Source organism: Serratia sp. CY84636 (genome assembly GCF_052166245.1).
Lineage (GTDB): Bacteria > Pseudomonadota > Gammaproteobacteria > Enterobacterales > Enterobacteriaceae > Serratia > Serratia nevei.
In genome coordinates, this window is sequence record NZ_JBJNOX010000009.1 from 178,278 (window position 1) to 198,354 (window position 20,077).

The window sequence follows — 20,077 nt, forward strand, 5'->3', positions numbered from 1 at the left end:
TCAAGTCAGTCGGCCAGCAGATCGAGGGCGTGAGTCAACGCGCTGACCAGCGTATCGACGTCCTGTTGCGTATTGTAGGGGGCGAACGATGCGCGCAGCGTGCCGCTGACGCCTAACGCCGCCATCAGCGGCTGCGCGCAGTGTTGGCCGGCGCGCAGCGCAATGCCTTGCTCCGCCAACAGCGTGACGATGTCGCTGTGGTGTACGCCGGCGATATCGAACGCCAGCAGGCTGGAGCCGGAGCTGCGGAAGCTGCGAAAGCCCGGTAGCTGCGCCAACCGCTGTTCCGCCTGGTCCGCCAGCTCGCGGCTGTAGCGCTCCGCCGCCGCCATGTCCTGCTCGTTGAGCCAGGTGAGCGCCGCGGCCAACCCCAGCACGCCGGCGATGTTCGGCGTGCCAGCTTCGAAGCAGTGCGGCGGTTTTTGCGGGGTAAAACCGTCGAACGACGCCTGGGTCAGCATCTTGCCGCCGCCTTGCCACGGCGCCATCTGCGCCAGCAGCTCGGCTTTGCCGTACAGCGCGCCGATGCCGGTCGGGCCATACAGCTTGTGGCCGGAGAAGGCGTAGAAATCGATGTCGAGCCGCTGTACGTCGGCCGGGCCGTGAACCACGCCCTGAGCGCCGTCGATCATCACGCGTGCGCCGGCGGCATGCGCCTGTGCGATCGCCGGCGCCAGATCCGGGCAGCCGCCGGTGACGTTGGACATTTGCCCCAGCGCCAACAGGCGGGTGTTGTCGTTGAGCAGGGTGGGCAGCTGCGTCAAATCCGGCAACCGATCGGCGCCGATCGGCAGTTTCACCACCCGCGCGCCGGTTTGCTCTGCCACCATCAGCCAGGGGATCAGGTTGGCGTGGTGTTCCGCTTCACTTACCAGGATTTCATCGCCCGGCTGCAGGCGCGGACGCAGGTAGCTCTGCGCCACCAGGTTGATCGCCTCGGTGGTGCCGCGCGTCCAGACGATGTCGTCGGCCGACGGCGCATTGATCAACTGGGCCACCTGGACGCGCGCTCGTTCGAAACGGGCGGTCAGATCCTGCGCTGCCCGATGCTGGCTGCGGTGCACGGTGGCGGCGTCATCGCGATAAAATTGCTGCGTGGCGTCGATCACCGCCTGCGGTTTCAACGCGGTGGCGGCGCTGTCCAGATAGATGCCGTCCTGCGCGAGCGCGGGAAACTGTTGGCGAAAAAGGCTGGGGTTAAAAGGCGTCATACCCTGATTGTCACTGGCTTGAGTCGATGGGTGATCCTGTCCTATTTTGCCGCCGGAGACAAGCGATCCTGCCTATTAGGACTTATCGCCTGGCAAAATTGGGAAAGTTTGTTATGCTATTAAATGTGCGCTAATTAATCGCATCTATACAGATAAAAGGTATTTATCAGCATTTAAAACTACAAAGGAGTCCTCAATGAAGAAAACAGCCGCAGTTCTCTCTGCTCTGATGCTTACGTTCACCCTGGCCGCCTGTTCCAGCAACTACGTGATGCATACCAATGACGGACGCACCATTGTCGCTGACGGCAAGCCTAAAGTGGACAACGACACCGGCATGATCAGCTATAAAGACGCCAACGGCGTCGAGCAGCAGATCAACCGCGCCGATGTGAAAGAGATGGTTGAAAGCAACCAGTAACCGTCAGGCAAAAAAAAGCACCGCAAGTTTTGCGGTGCTGCATAAAATCACTATGGACAGACAGGGTAAATGTACAGGAAGTGAAAAAACAGTAGCCTAGCTACCATGTCCGGAATCGCCGGACAATTTGCAAACACAACATCACAACCACAAGCCAAAAGTTCATCGGCGTCCTCGACACCCACTCCCTTTTCGTTCCGGCCCGGGAAGTGCCGCCACTATAGGTATTTGCTGGCGCATCCTCAACGGACAAATTATAATGGCTCGGATTAAAAAAACTAATGGCAATACGCCGTTAGCGTTTACCGATGGCTTGCCACGCAAAGCCGCCCGATTTTCGGCACCGAATCATTCGGATTAATGTTACACAAAAGTAGCTAATTTAATGTCTAAACGCTTACCTCCCCTCAATGCGCTGCGCGTGTTCGATGCGGCCGCTCGCCACCTGAGTTTCACCAAGGCGGCGGAAGAGCTGTTCGTGACCCAGGCCGCGGTGAGCCACCAGATCAAGTCGCTGGAGGACTTCCTCGGGCTGAAGCTGTTTCGCCGGCGCAACCGCTCGCTTCTGCTGACCGAAGAGGGGCAAAGTTACTACCTTGATATCAAGGAGATCTTCTCTTCGATCAACGAGGCGACGCGCAAGCTGCAGGCACGCAGCGCCAAGGGGGCATTGACCGTCAGCCTGCCGCCGAGCTTCGCCATTCAGTGGCTGGTGCCGCGCCTTTCCGGCTTTAACTCAGCTTATCCGGGGATCGACGTGCGCATCCAGGCGGTGGACCGCGAAGAAGACAAGCTGGCGGACGACGTTGACGTGGCGATTTTCTACGGCCGCGGCAACTGGCCGGGGCTGCGCGCCGAGCGCCTGTATGCGGAATATCTGCTGCCGGTGTGTTCGCCGAGCCTGCTGACCGGCGATCATCCGCTGAAAACCGCCGAGGATCTGGCTTATCATACGCTGCTGCACGACGTTTCGCGCCGCGACTGGCTGGCCTATACGCGCCAGCTGGGGTTGCAGCACATCAACGTGCAGCAGGGGCCGATCTTCAGCCACAGCGCCATGGTGGTGCAGGCGGCGGTACACGGCCAGGGCGTGGCGCTGGTGAATAACGTGATGGCGCAAACCGAGATTGAAGCCGGTCGCCTGGTGTGCCCGTTCAACGATGTGCTGGTCAGTAAAAACGCTTTTTATCTGGTATGTCATGACAGCCAGGCAGAACTGGGTAAAATAGCCGCCTTCCGGCAGTGGATCCTGGCGCGTGCCGCCAGCGAACAAGAGAAGTTCCGCTTCCGCTACGAACAATAAGGCCGGCCGCCGCCTTGCCGCGGCCGGTGATTTTTAATGGGATAGATCACGATGAGCAGCCGTTCCATGCTGGTTTTCGCCGCTATCAGCGGCTTTGTGTTTGTCGCGTTGGGCGCATTCGGCGCGCATGTGCTAAGCGGTACGCTCGGCGCCAACGAAATGGCCTGGATCCGCACCGGGCTGGAATATCAGGGATTCCACACCCTGGCCATCCTGGCGCTGGCGGTCGCGATGCAGCGCCGCGTGAGCCTGTGGTTTTACTGGAGCGGAGCGCTGTTGGCGTTCGGCACCGTGTTGTTCAGCGGCAGCCTCTATTGCCTGGCGCTGTCGCACCTGAAGGTCTGGGTATATATCACGCCGGTTGGCGGCGTGTGCTTCCTGATCGGCTGGATATTGATGTTGATTGGCGCTTTGCGTCTGAGGAAAAAGGCCGAGCGCCATGAATAAGATTGCGTTGTACTGCCGTCCCGGCTTTGAAAAAGAGTGTGCGGCGGAGATCACCGACAAAGCCGCCCAGCTGGAGATTTACGGCTTTGCGCGGGTAAAAGAGCACAGCGGTTACGTGTTGTTCGAATGCTATCAGCCGGACGATGCCGACCGCCTGGCGCGGGAAATTCCGTTCCGCGAACTGATTTTCGCCCGCCAGATGATCGTGGTGGGTGAGTTGCTGCGCGATCTGCCGCCGGAAGATCGGGTATCGCCGATCGTCGGCATGCTGATCGGCGTGGTTGACCGCGGCGGTGAGCTGCGGGTGGAAGTGCCGGACACCAACGAAAGCAAAGAGCTGATGAAGTTCTGCCGCAAGCTGACGGTGCCGCTGCGCGGCGCGATGCGCGAGCAGAAGGTGCTGATGGCGCGCGAGAACCCGACTCGCCCGGTGGTGCACGTGTTCTTCATCGCGCCGGGCTGCTGCTACGTCGGTTACTCCTACAGCAACAACAACTCGCCGTTCTACATGGGCATTCCGCGTCTGCGCTTCCCGGCCGATGCGCCGAGCCGTTCGACGCTGAAGCTGGAAGAAGCGTTCCACGTGTTCATCCCCGCCGACGAATGGGACGAACGCCTGGCCAGCGGCATGCACGCGGTCGATCTGGGCGCTTGCCCAGGCGGCTGGACCTATCAGCTGGTGAAACGCAGCATGATGGTGCATTCGGTGGATAACGGCCCGATGGCGCCGAGCCTGATGGAAACCGGCCAGGTGACGCACCACCGCGCCGACGGCTTCAAGTTCGAGCCGAACAGCAGCAAGATCTACTGGTTGGTGTGCGACATGGTGGAGAAACCGGCGAAGGTGACAAGCCTGATGATTCAGTGGCTGGTGAAAGGCTGGTGCCGCGAAGCGATCTTTAACCTCAAGCTGCCGATGAAAAAGCGCTATGAAGAAGTGTCGCAAAACCTGACGAGCATCCGCGAAGCGCTGGGCGCCGCCGGCATCAGCGTCGAAGTGCACGCCAAGCAGCTGTATCACGACCGCGAAGAGATCACCGTACACGTGCGCCGCATGTGGTCGGCGGTGCCTGGCCGGCGCGACGAGCGCGATTAATCGCGTTAAGCCTGATGAAGGGCGCTGCTTGCAGCGCCCTTATTGTATCGGCAGGCGCAGCTGCTGCAGGTTACCGTCCAACGACAGATCGGTGCGCAGCGTGGCGACCTGTTTGCTGACGTAGGCCAGATCGCGGTGCTGCTCCAGCTTGCCGCGCCATTTCTCCGGCACCTGCTCCAGGTGCTGATAGAGCCCATCCAGGCTGCCCGACTGCTGCAACAGCAGCACGGCGGTTTTCGGCCCGATGCCCGCCACGCCGGGGATTTTGCTGCTGCCGATCCCCGCAAGCCCCCAATAGTCCGGCAGTTGCTGCGGCTGTACGCCGAATTCCTGTTGCACGAAAGGCATATCCAGCCAGCGTTTCTGGAAGTAATCGCGGATCTGCACGTTCGGCGCCAGCAGCTGGCAGTAGCCTTTGTCGGTGGAGACGATGGTCACCTGGTGGCCGCCGCCGGCGACCTTCGCCGCCAGCGTGGCAGCCAGATCGTCCGCCTCGTTGCCGGGAGAATGCCAGCTGGCGACGCCCAATTCGGCGAAGGCCTCGCGCAGCTGCGGCATCTCCTGCTGCAGATTTTCCGGCATCGGCGAGCGCCCGGCCTTGTAGTCCGGCAGAATTTGGTGGCGCCAGCTGTCGCGGCGATCGTCCTCGTCGAAGACCGCCACTGCATGGGTTGGGCGGCTGTGTTGGATCAGCTGCTGCAGCGCGTGGCGGCAGGCGTTGACGCAAGGGGAGCCCTGCACGGCGTGAATGCGGCGGATGAGGTTCAGGGCGTCGACAATCAGTAGGTGTATCATCATGGGCGGTAAAGTCAGAAAAAACAGGGCGGCTGTTACGCCGCCCGGGATTGAGGGTCAGGCTACGATTTCGTAGCAGGGCACATAGGCGCTGCCCGGCAGCTTCATGCGGTGCTGGGCGACAAAGCCCTGCAGCAGGCTGTCCATCTGCTTCATCATCTGCGGTTCACCGTGCAGCTTGTACGGGCCGAACTGCTCGATGGCATGGATGCCATTTTCCTTCACGTTGCCGGCCACGATGCCAGAGAACGCGCGGCGCAGCGCGGCGGCCAATTGCTCCGGCGGCTGGTTCGGATACAGATTGAGGTTCGCCATGTTCTCATGGGTCGGCTCGAACGGCAGCTGCAGATCCGGCGTGATGCGGATCGACCAGTTGAAGCTGTAGGCGTCGCCGGTGTTGCGGCGGTTTTCCTTCACCAGCGGCATGGCTTGCTTCATCTGCCGCGCCACTTCCGCCGGATCGTCGATGATGATGGTGTAGTGGCGGCGCGCTTCGTCGCCCAGTGTGTTCATGATGAACTCGTCCAGCACGCGGAAGTAGTCGGCGCTCTCTTTCGGCCCGGTCAGGATCAGCGGCAGCACCTGTTCGCTGTTCTCCGGGTTCATCAGGATACCCAGCAGGTACAGCAGCTCTTCGGCGGTGCCGACGCCGCCCGGGAAGATGATGATGCCGTGTGCGATACGCACGAAGGCTTCCAGGCGTTTTTCGATGTCCGGCATGATCACCAGCTCGTTGACCAGCGGGTTAGGCGGCTCGGCGGCGATGATCGACGGCTCGGTCATGCCGATGAAGCGGCTGTTGCGGTAACGCTGCTGCGCGTGACCGACCGCGGCGCCTTTCATCGGCGCTTCCATGGCGCCCGGCCCGCAGCCGGTGCAGATGTTCAGCTCGCGCAGGCCCAGCTGGCTGCCGACCTTGCGCGCGTACAGGTATTCGTTTTCGTTGATCGAGTGGCCGCCCCAGCACACCACCATATTGGGATCTTCATCCAGATGCAGCGTGCGTGCATTGCGCAGGATCGAGAACACCAGGTTGGTGATGTGGGCCGAGTTTTCCAGGTTCAGGTGCTGGAAGCGGCCGGCGCTGGCGATTTGGCCATGCACGAACAGGATGTCGCGCAGCACGGCGAACAGGTTGGCCTGCAGCGAGCGGATGATGCGGCCGTCGACGAACGCCTCTTCCGGCGGATTGACCAGCTCCAGCTTCACCCCGCGCTCGCGGCGCAGCACGTTGATGTCGAAGGTTTCATAGCGCGACAGCAGCTGCTTGCTGTTGTCGGTTTGGCTGCCGGAGTTCAACACGGCCAGCGAACAGTTGCGGAACAGGCGGTACAGGTCGCTGCTGGCGGTGCGCTTCAGCATGTCTACTTCCAGCTGCGACAATAAATCCATAGAGCCAAGCGGGCTGATGTGTGTAATCAAGGTAACTCCTTTGCACCCGGTGCGGGGCGGTAGTAATCCATACGCAGCAAAACAGCATCTCGTTATGGTTGGCGTGCTGCGGCGAAGCGGGCGCTCTGCCCGGCCGCAGCCTCGTTTTAACCTTACCGCCGTCCCTGTGCTTTTACCAACACAAACCGCTCGTTAGCTCAGTTGTTGAGCAATGTTTCGCACTTATTGGCGTGCCAGGCGGCCGTGCTCGGGGGCGAATTCGACGTTGCTGCGCCACGGGTTGATATCCAGCCCGCCGCGGCGGGTATAGCGAGCGTAGACCGTCAGGCTTTGCGGCCGGCAATAGCGCATCAGATCGTTGAAGATGCGCTCGACGCACTGCTCGTGGAACTCGTTGTGGTGGCGGAAGGAAACCAGATAGCGCAGCAGCGCTTCGCGATCGATCTTGCCGCCGCGGTAGCTTATCTGCACCGAGCCCCAGTCCGGTTGATGGGTGATCAGGCAATTGGACTTCAGCAGGTGGCTGACCAAGCGCTCTTCCACCACCTCTTTTCCGGCGGCGTTCAGCAGGTAGTCGGCGTTGAACTCATAATTGTCGATGCGGATATCCTGCTGGTCGATGCAGTCGCCGGCCAGGCGGGCGATCGGCGTGCCTTCCAGCTGCTCGACGCTGAACAGGGTGACGCTGACCTCGCCCTGGGCGCAGGCGGACAGATCGCGCTGCAGGGTGCTGCGCACCGTTTCCCAATCGGCGAACGGGGTTTGGTTGAAGCTGTTGAGGTACAGCTTGAAGCTTTTCGATTCGATCAGGTTCAGGCTGTCGGCGTTGAGGCTGATTTCACCGACCGCCACCTGCGGCAAGCCGTTGGCGTTCAGCCAGGAGAGCTCGTACAGCGTCCAGATGTCCGCACCGTGGAAGGGCAGGTTATCGGGATACAGGCCCAGCGGCTCGCGGTTCATGCTGCGCGGCACCGCCTGCAGCAGCGTGGCGTCGTAGCGATCGCGGTAGGCGGTGGGTTTGCCCAGCGTCAGCCCCGACAGGGCCTGGTGGTCTTGATATGAGGACATCTGCTGTCACCTCGGTCAGAGATAGGTACAATGGCCGTCAGTTTAACGTATGCGAGAAAGAATATGGACCATGATGTATCGCACGCTCTGCGTGAATTCACTCAACGTTATGTCGAGTTGTGGCAGCAAGAGCGCGGCCACGCGCCGGCCAGCCAGGCGCTGTACGGCGTGCCGTCGCCCTGCATCGTGGAGAACCGCGAGGACGAAGTGCTGTGGCTGCCGCGGCCGTTCGAACCGGCGGCGACGCTGGAAAAGGTAGAAACCGCGCTGGAGCTGCGTTTGCAGCCGGATGCGCACCGCTTCTACACGCAGCAATACGCCGGCGACATGAGCGCGCAGTTCGGCGAGCATCGCCTGAGCCTGCTGCAGGTCTGGAGCGAAGAGGATTTTATCCGCCTGCAGGAGAACCTGATCGGCCATCTGGTGACGCAAAAACGTCTCAAGCTGTCGCCAACGCTGTTCCTGGCGACCACCGAATCCGAGATGACGATGGTGTCGTTGTGCAACGTCAGCGGCAACGTGGTGCTGGAACAATTCGGCAGCGATAAGCGCACCCTGCTGGCGGCGACGCTGGGGAATTTCCTCGATGCGCTGCGCCCGGTGTTGAACTGAATCGCGACGGATTCGCCGTCGCCCGTGTGAGAGATCTCTCACACGGCCTGTGAGAGATCGCTCTTAATTTTTCCCGCCTTTCTCCAGGCTATGAGATTATTGTTATCCAGATCAATTGGTTAGAATTTCTTTAGGATAACTCTTAGTCTTAATTTAGTGTGAGACACCTCCCAAACCCTTGTGATTCCGGGGAATTTAAGCGATCTTATCGTTACCGGAACGGAACCGGCGGAGCAGGAAAGCATCAGGATGATGCAGCTTCAGGAAGAAGAAAGGGATGCGCTCAGGCAAGAGCGAAGGATGGCGTCAGGAGATGCCCAGGATGTTTCAGGATAGAAACCAGGGACACCTCCAGGACGGAGATTGAGAGCCGGTACAGGACTGTCGGCGGGTCAGGAAGGCTGAGGAACCGCGTCAGGACGATGCTGCAGGATGATGCAAGGACCACTTGGTCAGGATGGCCGCAGGAAAAGTTTTCAAGGATTGAGCAGGGAGCACGCTGTGTAGCGGGATAGCTATAAAACGAACCGGGGGCACTGTTAACGCAGTGCCCCCAACTTTTTGTTTTATCCCGCTGCGCGTGCGCCCCGCCTTAATCCCTCTTCAGCGTTAACCAATCGCGCCCAGCGTATCGCCTGCGCCCTGTTTTTTCGGCAGCAGGAACAGCGTGGCGTAGATATCCAGCAGGTAAATTGCCGCCAGCAGGCTGATGGCCGCGGTAAACGACACCTGCGTCACCAGCGCACCGATCACCAATGGCCCCAGGCCGCCGACGCCGCGCCCCAGATTGAACAGGATGTTCTGCGCGGTGGCGCGCGCCTGCACCGGATAGGTATCGGAAATCAACGCGCCGTAGCCGCCTATCATGCCGTTGACGAACATGCCCATCACGGCGCCGGCGAACAGCATCAGCGTCGGGTCGCTCAACTGGGCGTAACCGATCACCATCACCACGGCACCGATCTGATAAAGCACGAAGATCTTCCAGCGGGCGAAGCGGTCGGCCAGCATGCCAAACAGCCAGATGCCGAACGTCATGCCGACCACCGTCACCGCCGTCCACAGGCCGGACTTGGTGAGCGAGAAGCCAAAGTTTTTTGCCAGGTAAGTCGGCATCCAGATCATCAGGCCGTAGTAACCGAAGTTCTGCACCGAACAGAGAATGAAGATGCCGATGCTGGCCCTGCTGGTGGCGCGATCCTTAAACAGCAGGCGCAAACGCTGCAGGAAGGAGAGCGGTTGCCCGGCATCTTTCTGCCGCACGAATGCTTCCGGTTCGCCCAGGGTACGGCGGATCAGGAATGACGCCAGCGCCGGCAGCAGGCCGACCAAAAACATGCCGCGCCAGCCGATGTGTTCCAGCAGCAGCGGCGTCAGGAAGGCGGCCGCCAGCACGCCCAATTGCCAGCCCATGCCGACGTAAGCCGAAGCGCGGTTGCGCTTCTCCGCCGGCCAGGCTTCGGCGATCAGCGCCATGCCGATGCCGAATTCGCCGCCCAGTCCGATGCCCGCCAGGGTGCGATAGGCCAGCAGATCCCAATACCCTTGCGCCACGGCACACAGGCCGGTGAACAGGGAAAACATCAGGATGGTGATCGTGAGCACCCGGATACGGCCGAAGCGATCGCTGAGATGGCCGAAAATCACGCCGCCCAGCACCGCGCCGATCAGCGTCCAGGTGACCAGCGAGCCGGCGGCCGATGAGGTTAATCCCAATTCTATGCTGATGGCCGGCAGCATAAAGCCGAGGATCAGCAGGTCAAACCCGTCCATGGCATAACCGGTGACCGAAGCCAGCATGGCCTTACCGGGCGTCGCGTGGTTTTTTTTCTCTATTATTACGGACATGAATCTTTATCTGTGTGGTGAACTCGGTGGGCCTATTGTGCCGCGCGGCGGCGAACGCCACCAGATAAAAACGGCGGACTGTCTCAGGCGCGCCGAATTTGGGCTATAAAAATGCTATGCTTTGCCGCCTTTCAGCCAGCGTGCTGAATACCATGATGAAAAGAGATCGGGAATGCAGATGAGTATACATAACCAGGTGCGCCGCAGTTTGCAGGCGATTGAACAATCCATGCGCGATCTGGCGCTGTGGCAGGCCGCGCCGCCTGATCATGAGGCTTTCTCCAGCAACGAGCCGTTCTGCATCGATAGCATGTCGGCCGAAGCCTGGCTGCAGTGGGTGTTCTTGCCGCGCATGTATGCGTTGCTGGACGCCGAAGCGCCGCTGCCGACGCGCTTCGCCATCACGCCTTATTTCGAAGAGGCGTTGAAAGATCGTGAACCGAGCAGCCTGCCGCTGCTGGTGCTGCTGCAACAGCTGGATTTGATGTTGAATAAAGAGCCGTAATTCGCCGGCGGCGCGCAGATTTTTGCCGCCCGGCAGTGTAGAGTACTCGCGCGGATGCCGGGCAGGAGAGCCGACGGTGTCTTTCGGCTCGGTTGAACCGCGGCGGTTGACCGGGGGCTGCATTAGGATGATGAGGTGCTGCAATAATGGATTTATTAAGGTTTATCCTGCGTTTGCCTTTTACCCTGGTTAAGGGCGTCTGTCGCCTGCTGGGTGGGGCGTTGTCGCTGTTGGGGCGGTTGCTGAGACCGCTGGTCGGCAACCTCAGCTGGCGTGCGCCGGCCTGGTGGGCTGCACTGCCGCGCGGTTTCTTGCGGCTCGAAAGCGGCGTGGATAAACACCCGAAAGCGATCGGTTTAGGCCTGTTGCTGTTGGCTGGCGCCGCAGGCGGCGCATTTTACGGCTGGCACTGGTGGCAAAACCGGCCTCAGCCTATCGAACCAGCACCGATGGTGGTTCAGGAGGTCAGCGCATCGCTTGCCAACCCCGAGCCGATAGATTACGCCGCCGCCCGGCAGGTGCCGCAAACGGTGAGCCTGACCTTCAGCGGGTCGGTCGCGCCGATCGCCGCAGTGGGTAAAACCGTGAGCGCCGGCATCACTCTGAAGCCGACGACGGAAGGGCAGTGGGCATGGATCAATGAGTCGACGCTGCTGTTCACGCCGAAAAAGCCGCTGCCGATGGGCGCGAAGTATGACGTGACCCTTGAGCCCGCCACCCTGCTGGCGCCGCAGATCAAACTGGCCAAAACCCGCTATGCCTTCACCGTGCCCGCGTTCGATTACCGCCTGGGGCAGGCTGAGTATTACCGCGATCCGCAAGATGCGCAGAAACGCAGCGCGATTTTCAATCTGCAGTTCAACGCGCCGGTCGACGTCGCCAGCTTTGAAAAACAGATTTCGCTGGGGTTGAAAGAAGGCAGCACTTCCTCCGAGAAAAAGTTGAACTTCTCTCTGGTCTATGACGAGAAAAAACTGAACGCCTGGGTGCATTCCGAGCCGCTGCAGGCGCTGGATCAGGGCGGCGCTGTGCATCTGACCGTCGGCAAGGGAGTTAAATCGACGGCGGCCGGCAATGCGGTCGAAGAGGCGAAAAGCAACTGGGTTAAAGTCCCGACGTTGTACAGCCTGGCGCTGAGCGACGCCAGTGCCCAGGTTGTGGATACCGACGGCGGCCAAGGGCAGCGTGCGCTGGTGGTCGGCTTCAGCGATGCGGTGAAGGATAAAGAGCTGGCGCGGGCCACTAAAGCCTGGCTGCTGCCGCAGCACGATCCGAACGATGCCGAGACCGCCAACGATGCCGAAGATTTCTATCAATGGACGGTCGACAGCGTCGGTAAAAACGTGCTGGCGCAGGCGACGGCATTGCCATTGACGCTTAACGAGGCGGAAGAGGCCTACCAGCCGCAGTTCAGCTTCCGCTTTGAAGCTCCGGCGCACCGCTTCGTGCTGATCGAGATAGACAACCAACTGGTCTCCGTCGGCGGTTACAAAATGCCGAAGAAGGTTTATCGGGTGGTCGAAGTGCCGGAGTTCCCGAAATCGCTGCAGTTCATGTCCGCAGGCTCGCTGCTGTCGGTCAACGGCGACAAACAGATCAGCGTGGCGGCGCGCAACGTGGCGGGCCTGCGGCTGGACATCAAGCGGGTGATCCCGAGCCAGCTGCAGCACATCGTCTCCTTCAAAAGCCGGGAATATTCGTCCACGGAATTCAACCGGCTCAACGATGAGTATTTCACCGAGCATTTCAAATACCAGACGGCGCTCAATAACGAGCGACCGGGGGAAGTGAACTATCAGGGCATCGATCTTTCCCGTTATCTCTCCACCAACGCCAGTTCGCATCGCGGGGTGTTCCTGCTGACGCTGTCTGAATGGCAGCCGAACCGGAAACCGGCGGCGGAAGAGGCGGGTGCCGAACCAGAACAGGAACCGGACGAGAGCACCGGGGATGATCAGCCCGACGTCGGCGATTCGCGCTTTGTGGTGGTGACCGATCTGGGCATCGTCGCCAAGAGCTCGCAGGATAAGACGCGCGACGTCTTCGTGCAGTCGATTCAAAGCGGCGCGCCGGTCAGCGGCGCCAACGTGTCGGTAGTGGCCAAAAACGGCGTGACGCTGCTCAGCCAAACCACCGGGGCAGACGGCCACGTGCGTTTCCCGGCGCTCGACGTGTACACCAACGAGCGCCAGCCGGTGATGTTCCTGGTGGAAAAGGAAGGGGATGTTTCCTTCCTGCCGACCGGCAGCTATAACGATCGCGGGCTGGACTTCTCGCGCTTCGACGTCGCCGGGGAGCAAACGCCGACCGATCCGCGTACGCTCGGCAGCTACCTGTTCTCCGATCGCGGCGTTTATCGACCGGGGGATACTTTCAATATTGGCCTGATCACCCGCGCCGCCGACTGGCGCGTTGGCCTGGCCGGCGTGCCGGTGCGCGCCGAAGTCCGCGATCCGCGCGACAAGCTGATGACCACCGTGCCGCTGACGCTGGGCGCCAGCGGTTTCAACGAGCTGAGCTATACCACCGATGAAAACTCGCCCACCGGCGAGTGGAACGTCTATCTGTATCTGATCGGCAAAAACAACGATACCTCCACGCTGCTCGGCCATACCGCGGTCAATGTGAAGGAGTTCGAGCCGGATCAGCTGAAAGTGAAGCTGGCGCTGACGCCGAATCGCCAGCAAGGCTGGGTCAAACCGTCCGAGCTGAAGGCCAGCATCGATGTGCAGAACCTGTTCGGTACCCCGGCGCAGGATCGCCGCGTGACCACCAGGCTGACGCTGCGGCCGATGTATCCGAGCTTCGATCGCTTCCCGGATTATGCGTTCTATGAAAACCGGCAAAACAGCGACGGGTTCGAAACCGAGTTGGAAGATCGCACCACCGATGAGCACGGCGCGGCCGAAATCCCGCTCGATCTGAAATCCTACGCCGACGCCACCTATCAGCTGCAGCTGCTGTCGGAGGCGTTCGTCGCCGGCGGCGGGCGCTCGGTGGCGGCTACCGCCCGCACGCTGGTTTCGCCTTACGATTACCTGATTGGGGTGAAGGCGGACGGCGATCTGGGCTACATCAACCGCGACGCGGAGCGGCATCTGAACGTGATCGCCATCGATCCGAATCTGCAGCAGATCGCCATGCCGAACCTGAAGCAGGTGTTGATCGAGCAGAAATACATCTCGGTGCTGACCAAACAGGATTCGGGCGTTTACAAATACCAGTCGAAGATGAAGGAAGTGCAGCTGTCGGAACAGCCGCTGGCGCTGAGCGAGCAGGGCGCGGATCTGCGGCTGGCGACCGATAAGCCGGGCGACTTCGTGCTGGTGATTGAAGATGCGCAGGGCAAAACGCTCAACCGCGTCGCCTACAGCGTGGCCGGCAACGCCAACCTGAGCCGTTCGCTGGATCGCAACGCCGAACTGAAGCTGAAACTGAACCAGGCGGAATATCAGCCGGGCGAGGAGATCGAGGTGGCGATCAACGCGCCTTATACCGGTAGCGGCTTGATCACCATCGAGAAGGACAAGGTTTACGCCTGGCAGTGGTTCCACACCGATACCACCAGCTCGGTGCAGAAGATCCGCGTGCCGGCCGGCATGGAGGGCAACGGCTACATCAACGTGCAGTTCGTGCGCGACATCAACTCCAGTGAAATCTTCATGAGCCCGCTGAGCTATGGCGTGATGCCGTTCAAGATCAGCACCCAGGCGCGGCAAAACAGCCTCGAGGTGACGGCGCCGGCGGTCATCAAGCCGGGTGAAAACCTGACGATGACGGTCAAGACCGACGCGCCGCAGCAGGTGGCGCTGTTCGCCGTTGATGAGGGCATTCTGCAGGTGGCGCGTTACCGCCTGAAGGATCCACTGGAGTTCTTCTTCAGCAAGCGCGAACTGAACGTGAGCAGCTCCCAGATCCTCGACCTGATCCTGCCGGAGTTCAGCAAGCTGATGGCGCTGACCGCGGCGCCGGGCGGCGACGCGGGCGAAGGGCTGGATCTCAACCTCAACCCGTTCAAGCGCAAACGCGACAAGCCGGTGGCCTATTGGTCCGGCATTACTGAGGTCAGCGGCGAGAAGCAGTTCGTCTACCCGGTGCCGGACTACTTTAACGGCAAGATCCGCGTGATGGCGATTTCGGTGACGCCGGAGAAAATCGGCAAGGCGCAAACCGCCGCCACGGTGCGCGACAACTTCATCATGACGCCGAACGTGCCGGCGATGGTGGCGCCGGGCGACGAGTTCGACGTCAGCGTGGGTGTCAGCAACAACCTCGAAGGGCTGAACGGCCAGTCGGTGGCCATCAACGTTCTGTTGACGCCGCCGCCGCAGTTGGAGGTGGTGGGCAACGCGACGCAAAGCCTGACGCTGGCGGAAAAACGCGAGGGTGTGATCGCTTTCCGTCTGCGCGCCAAAGCCGTGCTGGGCGATGCACCGCTGGTGTTCGACGCCCGTTACGGTGACCAGGCCAGCCGCCGCACCGTCAGCACCTCGGTGCGGCCGGCGGCGCCGTACCGTACCCAGTCGGTGATGGGGCGCATGAGCGGCAGCAGCCAGAACGTCGATGGCCTGCGCCAGATGTTCGACGCTTTCGCGCAGCGCCGGGCGGCGGTGTCGAATTCGCCGCTGGTGCTGACCAGCGGGCTAGCGCAATACCTGGCGGATTACCCGTATTACTGTTCCGAGCAAATCGTCAGCCGCTCCATTCCGCTGATGCTGCAGAGCCGCCACCCAGAGATGAAAAGCAGCCTGAGCCAGGCGGAAGTCAGCAAGCAGCTGCGCAACCTGCTTGGCGTGCTGCGCGCGCGCCAGAACGACAGCGGAGCGTTCGGCGCCTGGCGTTCGTCGCCGGATGCCGATCCTTTCGTCACGCCTTATGTGGTGCAGTATCTGCTCGAAGCCAAAGCGGCGGGCTACGCCCTGCCGGAAGGCATGCTGGACGAAGCCAACGGCGCATTGCGCGAGCTGGCGGCCAGCGGATTCGACGATCTGTATCTGCTGCGCCTGCGCAGCTGGGCGGTTTACCTGCTGACGCTGCAGGGCGAAGTGACCACCAACTCGCTGGCGGCGGTGCAGGATACGCTGCAAAAACGCTATGGCGAAGGGTGGAAAACCGATCTGAGCGCGCTGTATCTGGCTTCTTCCTACCGCCTGTTGAAGATGGACGACGAAGCCGCCGCGTTGCTGCAACCGAGCTGGCAGCAGCTGAGCAAGGCGTATGACAGTGCCTGGTGGACGCAGAATTATTTCGATCCGCTGGTGCAGGATGCGACTCGGCTGTATCTGATTACCCGTCACTTCCCGGAGAAAGTGGCGTCGATCCCGCCGCAGGTGCTGGAGAATATGGTCAAGGCGCTGAAAGAAGAGCGTTACACCACCTACTCTTCCGCGATGAGCATTCTGGCGCTGGAAAGCTATTCGGCCCAGGTGGCGGCGCAATCCGCCAATGCGGATGCCTTGGGCATCGTGCAGGTAGGCAAAGCCGGCGGCGAGCCGCAGCGCATCAGTGAGCTGCAGGGGTTGTTCGTGCAGGGGCAGTTCAATGCCGATGCTACCGCTGTGCGCTTCACCAACGGCGGCAATGCGCCGGCCTGGTATGTGGTGACGCAGGCCGGTTACGATCTGAATGCGCCGCAAAAAGCGCTGTCGCGCGGGATTGAGATCGTTCGCGATTACACCGACGAACAGGGCAAACCGGTGACGCAGGTTACGCTGGGGCAGAAGATCAACGTCCATCTGAAGGTGCGCGCCAACTCGAAAGAGGGGCAGAGCAACCTGGCGATCGTCGATCTGCTGCCGGGCGGGTTCGAAGTGGTGCAGCAGACGCCGCCGGAACCGGCCGACGCCGGCGAGGAGAGCGAAGGCCGCGGCGGTTGGCAGTCGCCGCTGGCCGCTACCGGCTCCACCTGGGCGCCGGATTACAGCGATATCCGTGAAGATCGGGTGATTATCTACGGCAGCGCCGGCACCGAGGTGCAGGAGTTCGTCTATCAGATCAAGGCCACCAATACCGGCAGCTTTATTGTTCCACCGGCCTACGGCGAAGCCATGTACGACCGTGAAGTGCAGGCCATGTCGGCAGGCGGCGGCAAGCTGGTGGTCGTGCCGGCGGGCAACGATTAGGCCGTATCCGGCGCCAGGCCAGCGTCTGGCGCCGGGGTGGTGAGAACGTATGAAGATCCTGACCGGGCGCGTGCTGCAAAACGGCTTGATGGCGGTGTTTTTACTGACGCTGCTGTTGGGCGCGATTCGGCTGTGGCCGCATCCGCCTTTGTGGCAGGGGCTGCCGCAGTCTTCCGTCTATTACGACAGGCACGGCGCGCTGCTGCGCATTACGCTGGCCAACGACGATCGCTACCGGCTGTGGACCCCGCTGGAGCAGGTGTCGCCGCTGGCGGTGCGTGGGCTGCTGCTGCACGAAGACCGCTGGTTCTACTACAACCCCGGCTTTAACCCCGTTAGCCTGATGCGTGGCTTCTGGCGCAGCTATGTCGCCGGCGGCAAAATGCAGGGCGGGTCGACCATCAGCATGCAGCTGGCGCGCATGCGCTGGCATCTCAACACCCGCACGCCGGGCGGCAAGCTGCTGCAGGTGCTGCGCGCGGTGCAGCTGGAGCTCAGCTACTCCAAGCACGATATCCTGGAAGCCTACCTGAATTACGCCCCTTACGGCCGCAACATCGAAAGCATCGGCGCTGCCAGCCTGATCTATTTCGCCAAGTCGCCGAAGGATTTGACCCTGCCGGAGGCGCTGACGCTGGCGGTGCTGCCGCAGTCGCCCAGCTACCGTCTGGAGCCGAAAACCGGCGTGCTCGGCGCTGCATTGACGCAGGCGCGCAACCGTCTGTTCCAGCGCTGGCAGCGGGTTTACCCCACCGACGCCAGCCAGCAAACGCTGTTCCGCCTGCCGCTGGCGCTGCGACAGCCTGAGCAAGTGCCCTATATCGCGCCGCACTTTATCGAGCAGTTACGGCTGCAGACGCAGCAACTGGTGCAGCGCGATACGCGCGTCGATACCACGCTGGACGCCGGGTTGCAGCGGCTGGTCGAGCGGCAGGTCAACGCGTTTATCGCCCGCAACCGCAGCCGCGGCATCCAAAACGCCGCGGTGCTGCTGGTGGACAGCCGCGATATGGGGGTGCGTGCGCTGGTGGGATCGGCGGACTATTACAATCGGCCGATCCAGGGGCAGGTAAACGGTACCAACGCCAAGCGCTCACCGGGTTCGACGCTGAAGCCGTTTATCTACGCGCTGGGCATGGAGCAGGGCGTGCTGCATCCGATGACCATCCTGAAAGACGTGCCTTCGTCGTTCGGCGCCTATGCGCCGGAAAATTTTGACCGGCGCTTTCTCGGCCCGGTGACCGCCACCGATGCGCTGAATTTCAGCCGCAACATCCCGGCAGTGTATGTCGCCTCGCAGCTGCGCCAGCCGACCTTTTATCAGTTTTTGCGTCTGACCGGCGTGGCCAATATGGCCAGTGAGAGCCACTACGGGTTGTCGCTGGTGCTGGGCGGCGGCGAGGTGACGGCGCAGGAGTTGGCGAAGCTGTATGCGCTGTTGGCGAATCGCGGCGAGCTGCGGCCGCTGCGTATGCAGCTGAACGAGGCCGAATCGACGCCGGTTCGGCTGCTGAGCGAGGAGGCCAGTTTCATTACGCTGGATATGCTGCGCCAGCATCGGCGGCCGGGCGATACGCTGGCGCAACGTTCTTCTTCACTGCCGGTGTACTGGAAGACCGGCACCTCCTGGGGTTTTCGCGACGCCTGGAGCGTCGGGATTTTCGGCCCTTACGTGCTGGTGGTGTGGGAAGGCAACTTCGACGGGCGCGGCAACAATGCGTTGGTCGGCGCCGAGGCGGCAGCGCCGCTGTTCTTCAACATCATCGACAGCGTCAACGCCAGCTATCCTGGCCTGCGTGAACCGAAGCACCCGTTCCCCCAACGGCTGCGGCGGGTGGAGATCTGTCTCGCCAGCGGCGATCTGCCCACGCCGTGGTGCCAGCAGAAGGGCAAGACCTGGTTTATTCCCGGCAAATCGCCGATCAAGGTCGACAGCGTCTATCGGCCGGTGGTGCTGGATATTCACAGCGGCGAGGTCGTCTGCCCGCCGTATGACGCGGCGCAGACCCGCACCGAAATCTTTGAGTTCTGGCCTTCCGATTTGGCCAACGTGTTCGCCCAGGCCGGGCTGCCGAAGCGGGCGCCGCCGGTCAACCGCTGCAAGGACAACGGCGTCGCCATCGGCGGCAACGCGCCTCGCATCACTTCGCCGCTGAAAAACACCACCTATACCCTGCGCCAGTCGCAGCAGGGGCGAGATAAAATCGCCTTCAACGCGGTGACGGACGCCGACAGCAAGACGGTGTACTGGTTCGTCGACGATATCTATCTCGGCAGCAGCGCCAGCAAAAAGCCGATCGACTGGCGGCCGATCAACAACGGGCGCTACCGCATTCGGGCGGTGGACGATCGCGGCCGCGCCGATACGCGCCTGGTGACCATCGAATGGGTGAACTAGCGCTGAGCCGCACGCCTGTTATACTCGCGCCCGAAACGGCTATTTACCTGGGAAAGCGATGTGATTGAGATTTTGTATCAGGATGAACACCTGGTGGCGGTGAACAAGCCGTCGGGCTGGTTGGTGCACCGCAGTTGGCTGGACCGTCATGAAACTCGCTTTATGATGCAGACGGTGCGCGATCAGCTTGGGCAGCACGTCTTTACCGTGCACCGTCTCGATCGCCCGACTTCCGGCGTGCTGCTGATGGCGCTCTCCAGCGAGGTGGCGCGCCTGCTGTCGCAGCAGTTCGAGCAGCATCAGGTGCAGAAAACCTACCATGCGGTGGTGCGCGGCTACGTGCAGGAGGGGGCGACCCTCGACTACCCGCTGACGGCGGAGCTGGACAAAATCGCCGATAAACATGCCGATGCCGATAAGGGACCGCAGCCGGCGGTGACGCACTACCGGCCGCTGGCGCAGGTAGAGATGCCGGTGGCCGTCGGCCGCTACGACAGCGCGCGCTACAGCCTGGTGGAGCTGCAGCCTGAAACCGGCCGCAAGCACCAGCTGCGGCGCCACATGGCGCATCTTCGCCATCCGATCATCGGCGACAGCAAGCACGGCGATCTGCGGCAGAACCGCGGTATGGCGCAGCATTTCGGCTGCCCGCGCCTGATGCTGCACGCCAGTCATCTGCAGCTGACGCACCCGGTGACCGGCGAGCCGCTGCGGGTGACGGCGCGCTGGGACGAAGACTGGCAAGGGGTGATGGCGCAGTTCGGCTGGGCGGGGGTATTCCCTGAACTTGCCGGGGTTGAGTTTAGCGCGGCTAACGGTCAGGATAGCTGACAATTTTTAAAGGTAATGAAGGGAGTAG

At 61.6% G+C, this 20,077-nt stretch carries 14 protein-coding genes; 9 read left to right on the forward strand and 5 right to left on the reverse strand.

Going from position 1 to position 20,077, the window contains the following annotated elements; translation table 11 throughout:
* Positions 1 to 5: 5 nt before the first annotated feature.
* On the reverse strand, positions 6 to 1,211 hold the full coding sequence (gene csdA, locus ACJ8QI_RS21095; protein ID WP_141960057.1) for a cysteine desulfurase CsdA: 1,206 nt from the start codon (positions 1,209 to 1,211) through the stop codon (positions 6 to 8).
* 196 nt (positions 1,212 to 1,407) lie between these two features.
* Here csdA and ACJ8QI_RS21100 point away from each other — a divergent pair, with 196 nt between their 5' ends.
* The 4 genes from ACJ8QI_RS21100 (at position 1,408) to rlmM (ending at position 4,478) form a co-directional block, all read left to right on the forward strand.
* Positions 1,408 to 1,632 (forward strand): YgdI/YgdR family lipoprotein, encoded by a 225-nt coding sequence (locus ACJ8QI_RS21100; RefSeq protein WP_025304050.1) that lies wholly within the window; start codon positions 1,408 to 1,410, stop codon positions 1,630 to 1,632.
* Positions 1,633 to 2,017: 385 nt separating this feature from the next.
* Positions 2,018 to 2,935: a transcriptional regulator GcvA gene (locus tag ACJ8QI_RS21105; RefSeq protein WP_025304049.1), complete on the forward strand. Its 918-nt coding sequence runs from the start codon at positions 2,018 to 2,020 to the stop codon at positions 2,933 to 2,935.
* Positions 2,936 to 2,986: 51 nt separating this feature from the next.
* Complete coding sequence (locus tag ACJ8QI_RS21110; protein ID WP_004931896.1) at positions 2,987 to 3,382, forward strand: DUF423 domain-containing protein; 396 nt, start codon at positions 2,987 to 2,989, stop codon at positions 3,380 to 3,382.
* Positions 3,375 to 4,478: a 23S rRNA (cytidine(2498)-2'-O)-methyltransferase RlmM gene (gene rlmM / locus ACJ8QI_RS21115; RefSeq protein WP_047729979.1), complete on the forward strand. Its 1,104-nt coding sequence runs from the start codon at positions 3,375 to 3,377 to the stop codon at positions 4,476 to 4,478. The genes ACJ8QI_RS21110 and rlmM overlap by 8 nt, the downstream gene beginning before the upstream one ends.
* Before the next feature lie 39 nt (positions 4,479 to 4,517).
* On the opposite strand, the gene xni is transcribed toward rlmM, so the two are convergent.
* The 3 genes from xni to queF all read right to left on the reverse strand — a co-directional run bounded on the left by xni (position 4,518) and on the right by queF (position 7,733).
* Positions 4,518 to 5,276 (reverse strand): flap endonuclease Xni, encoded by a 759-nt coding sequence (gene xni / locus ACJ8QI_RS21120; protein ID WP_442533034.1) that lies wholly within the window; start codon positions 5,274 to 5,276, stop codon positions 4,518 to 4,520.
* A gap of 54 nt (positions 5,277 to 5,330) precedes the next feature.
* The gene (gene ppnN / locus ACJ8QI_RS21125; RefSeq protein WP_442533035.1) at positions 5,331 to 6,695 is read right to left on the reverse strand and encodes a nucleotide 5'-monophosphate nucleosidase PpnN; all 1,365 of its coding nucleotides are present in this window, start codon (positions 6,693 to 6,695) and stop codon (positions 5,331 to 5,333) included.
* 192 nt (positions 6,696 to 6,887) lie between these two features.
* A complete protein-coding gene (queF, locus tag ACJ8QI_RS21130; protein ID WP_070913916.1) occupies positions 6,888 to 7,733 on the reverse strand; it encodes an NADPH-dependent 7-cyano-7-deazaguanine reductase QueF in 846 nt (281 codons plus the stop codon).
* A gap of 63 nt (positions 7,734 to 7,796) precedes the next feature.
* Between queF and syd the strand changes: the two genes are divergently transcribed.
* Entirely contained in the window at positions 7,797 to 8,345 is a 549-nt protein-coding gene (gene syd, locus ACJ8QI_RS21135; RefSeq protein WP_197757337.1) for a SecY-interacting protein, read from the forward strand.
* Between the two features lie 609 nt (positions 8,346 to 8,954).
* Here syd and ACJ8QI_RS21140 read toward each other — a convergent pair.
* Entirely contained in the window at positions 8,955 to 10,193 is a 1,239-nt protein-coding gene (locus ACJ8QI_RS21140) for an MFS transporter (RefSeq protein ID WP_197780043.1), read from the reverse strand.
* Between the two features lie 178 nt (positions 10,194 to 10,371).
* On the opposite strand from ACJ8QI_RS21140, the gene ACJ8QI_RS21145 reads away from it, so the two are divergent.
* The 4 genes from ACJ8QI_RS21145 (at position 10,372) to truC (ending at position 20,049) form a co-directional block, all read left to right on the forward strand.
* A complete protein-coding gene (locus ACJ8QI_RS21145) occupies positions 10,372 to 10,698 on the forward strand; it encodes a YqcC family protein (RefSeq protein WP_442533036.1) in 327 nt (108 codons plus the stop codon).
* A 146-nt stretch (positions 10,699 to 10,844) separates the two neighbouring features.
* Positions 10,845 to 16,820 carry an alpha-2-macroglobulin gene (locus ACJ8QI_RS21150; protein WP_442533037.1) on the forward strand — a complete coding sequence of 1,992 codons (5,976 nt, stop codon included), beginning with the start codon at positions 10,845 to 10,847 and terminating at the stop codon, positions 16,818 to 16,820.
* Between the two features lie 49 nt (positions 16,821 to 16,869).
* On the forward strand, positions 16,870 to 19,218 hold the full coding sequence (gene pbpC, locus ACJ8QI_RS21155; RefSeq protein WP_442533038.1) for a penicillin-binding protein 1C: 2,349 nt from the start codon (positions 16,870 to 16,872) through the stop codon (positions 19,216 to 19,218).
* A 60-nt stretch (positions 19,219 to 19,278) separates the two neighbouring features.
* A complete protein-coding gene (gene truC, locus ACJ8QI_RS21160; RefSeq protein WP_033654120.1) occupies positions 19,279 to 20,049 on the forward strand; it encodes a tRNA pseudouridine(65) synthase TruC in 771 nt (256 codons plus the stop codon).
* Positions 20,050 to 20,077: the final 28 nt, after the last annotated feature.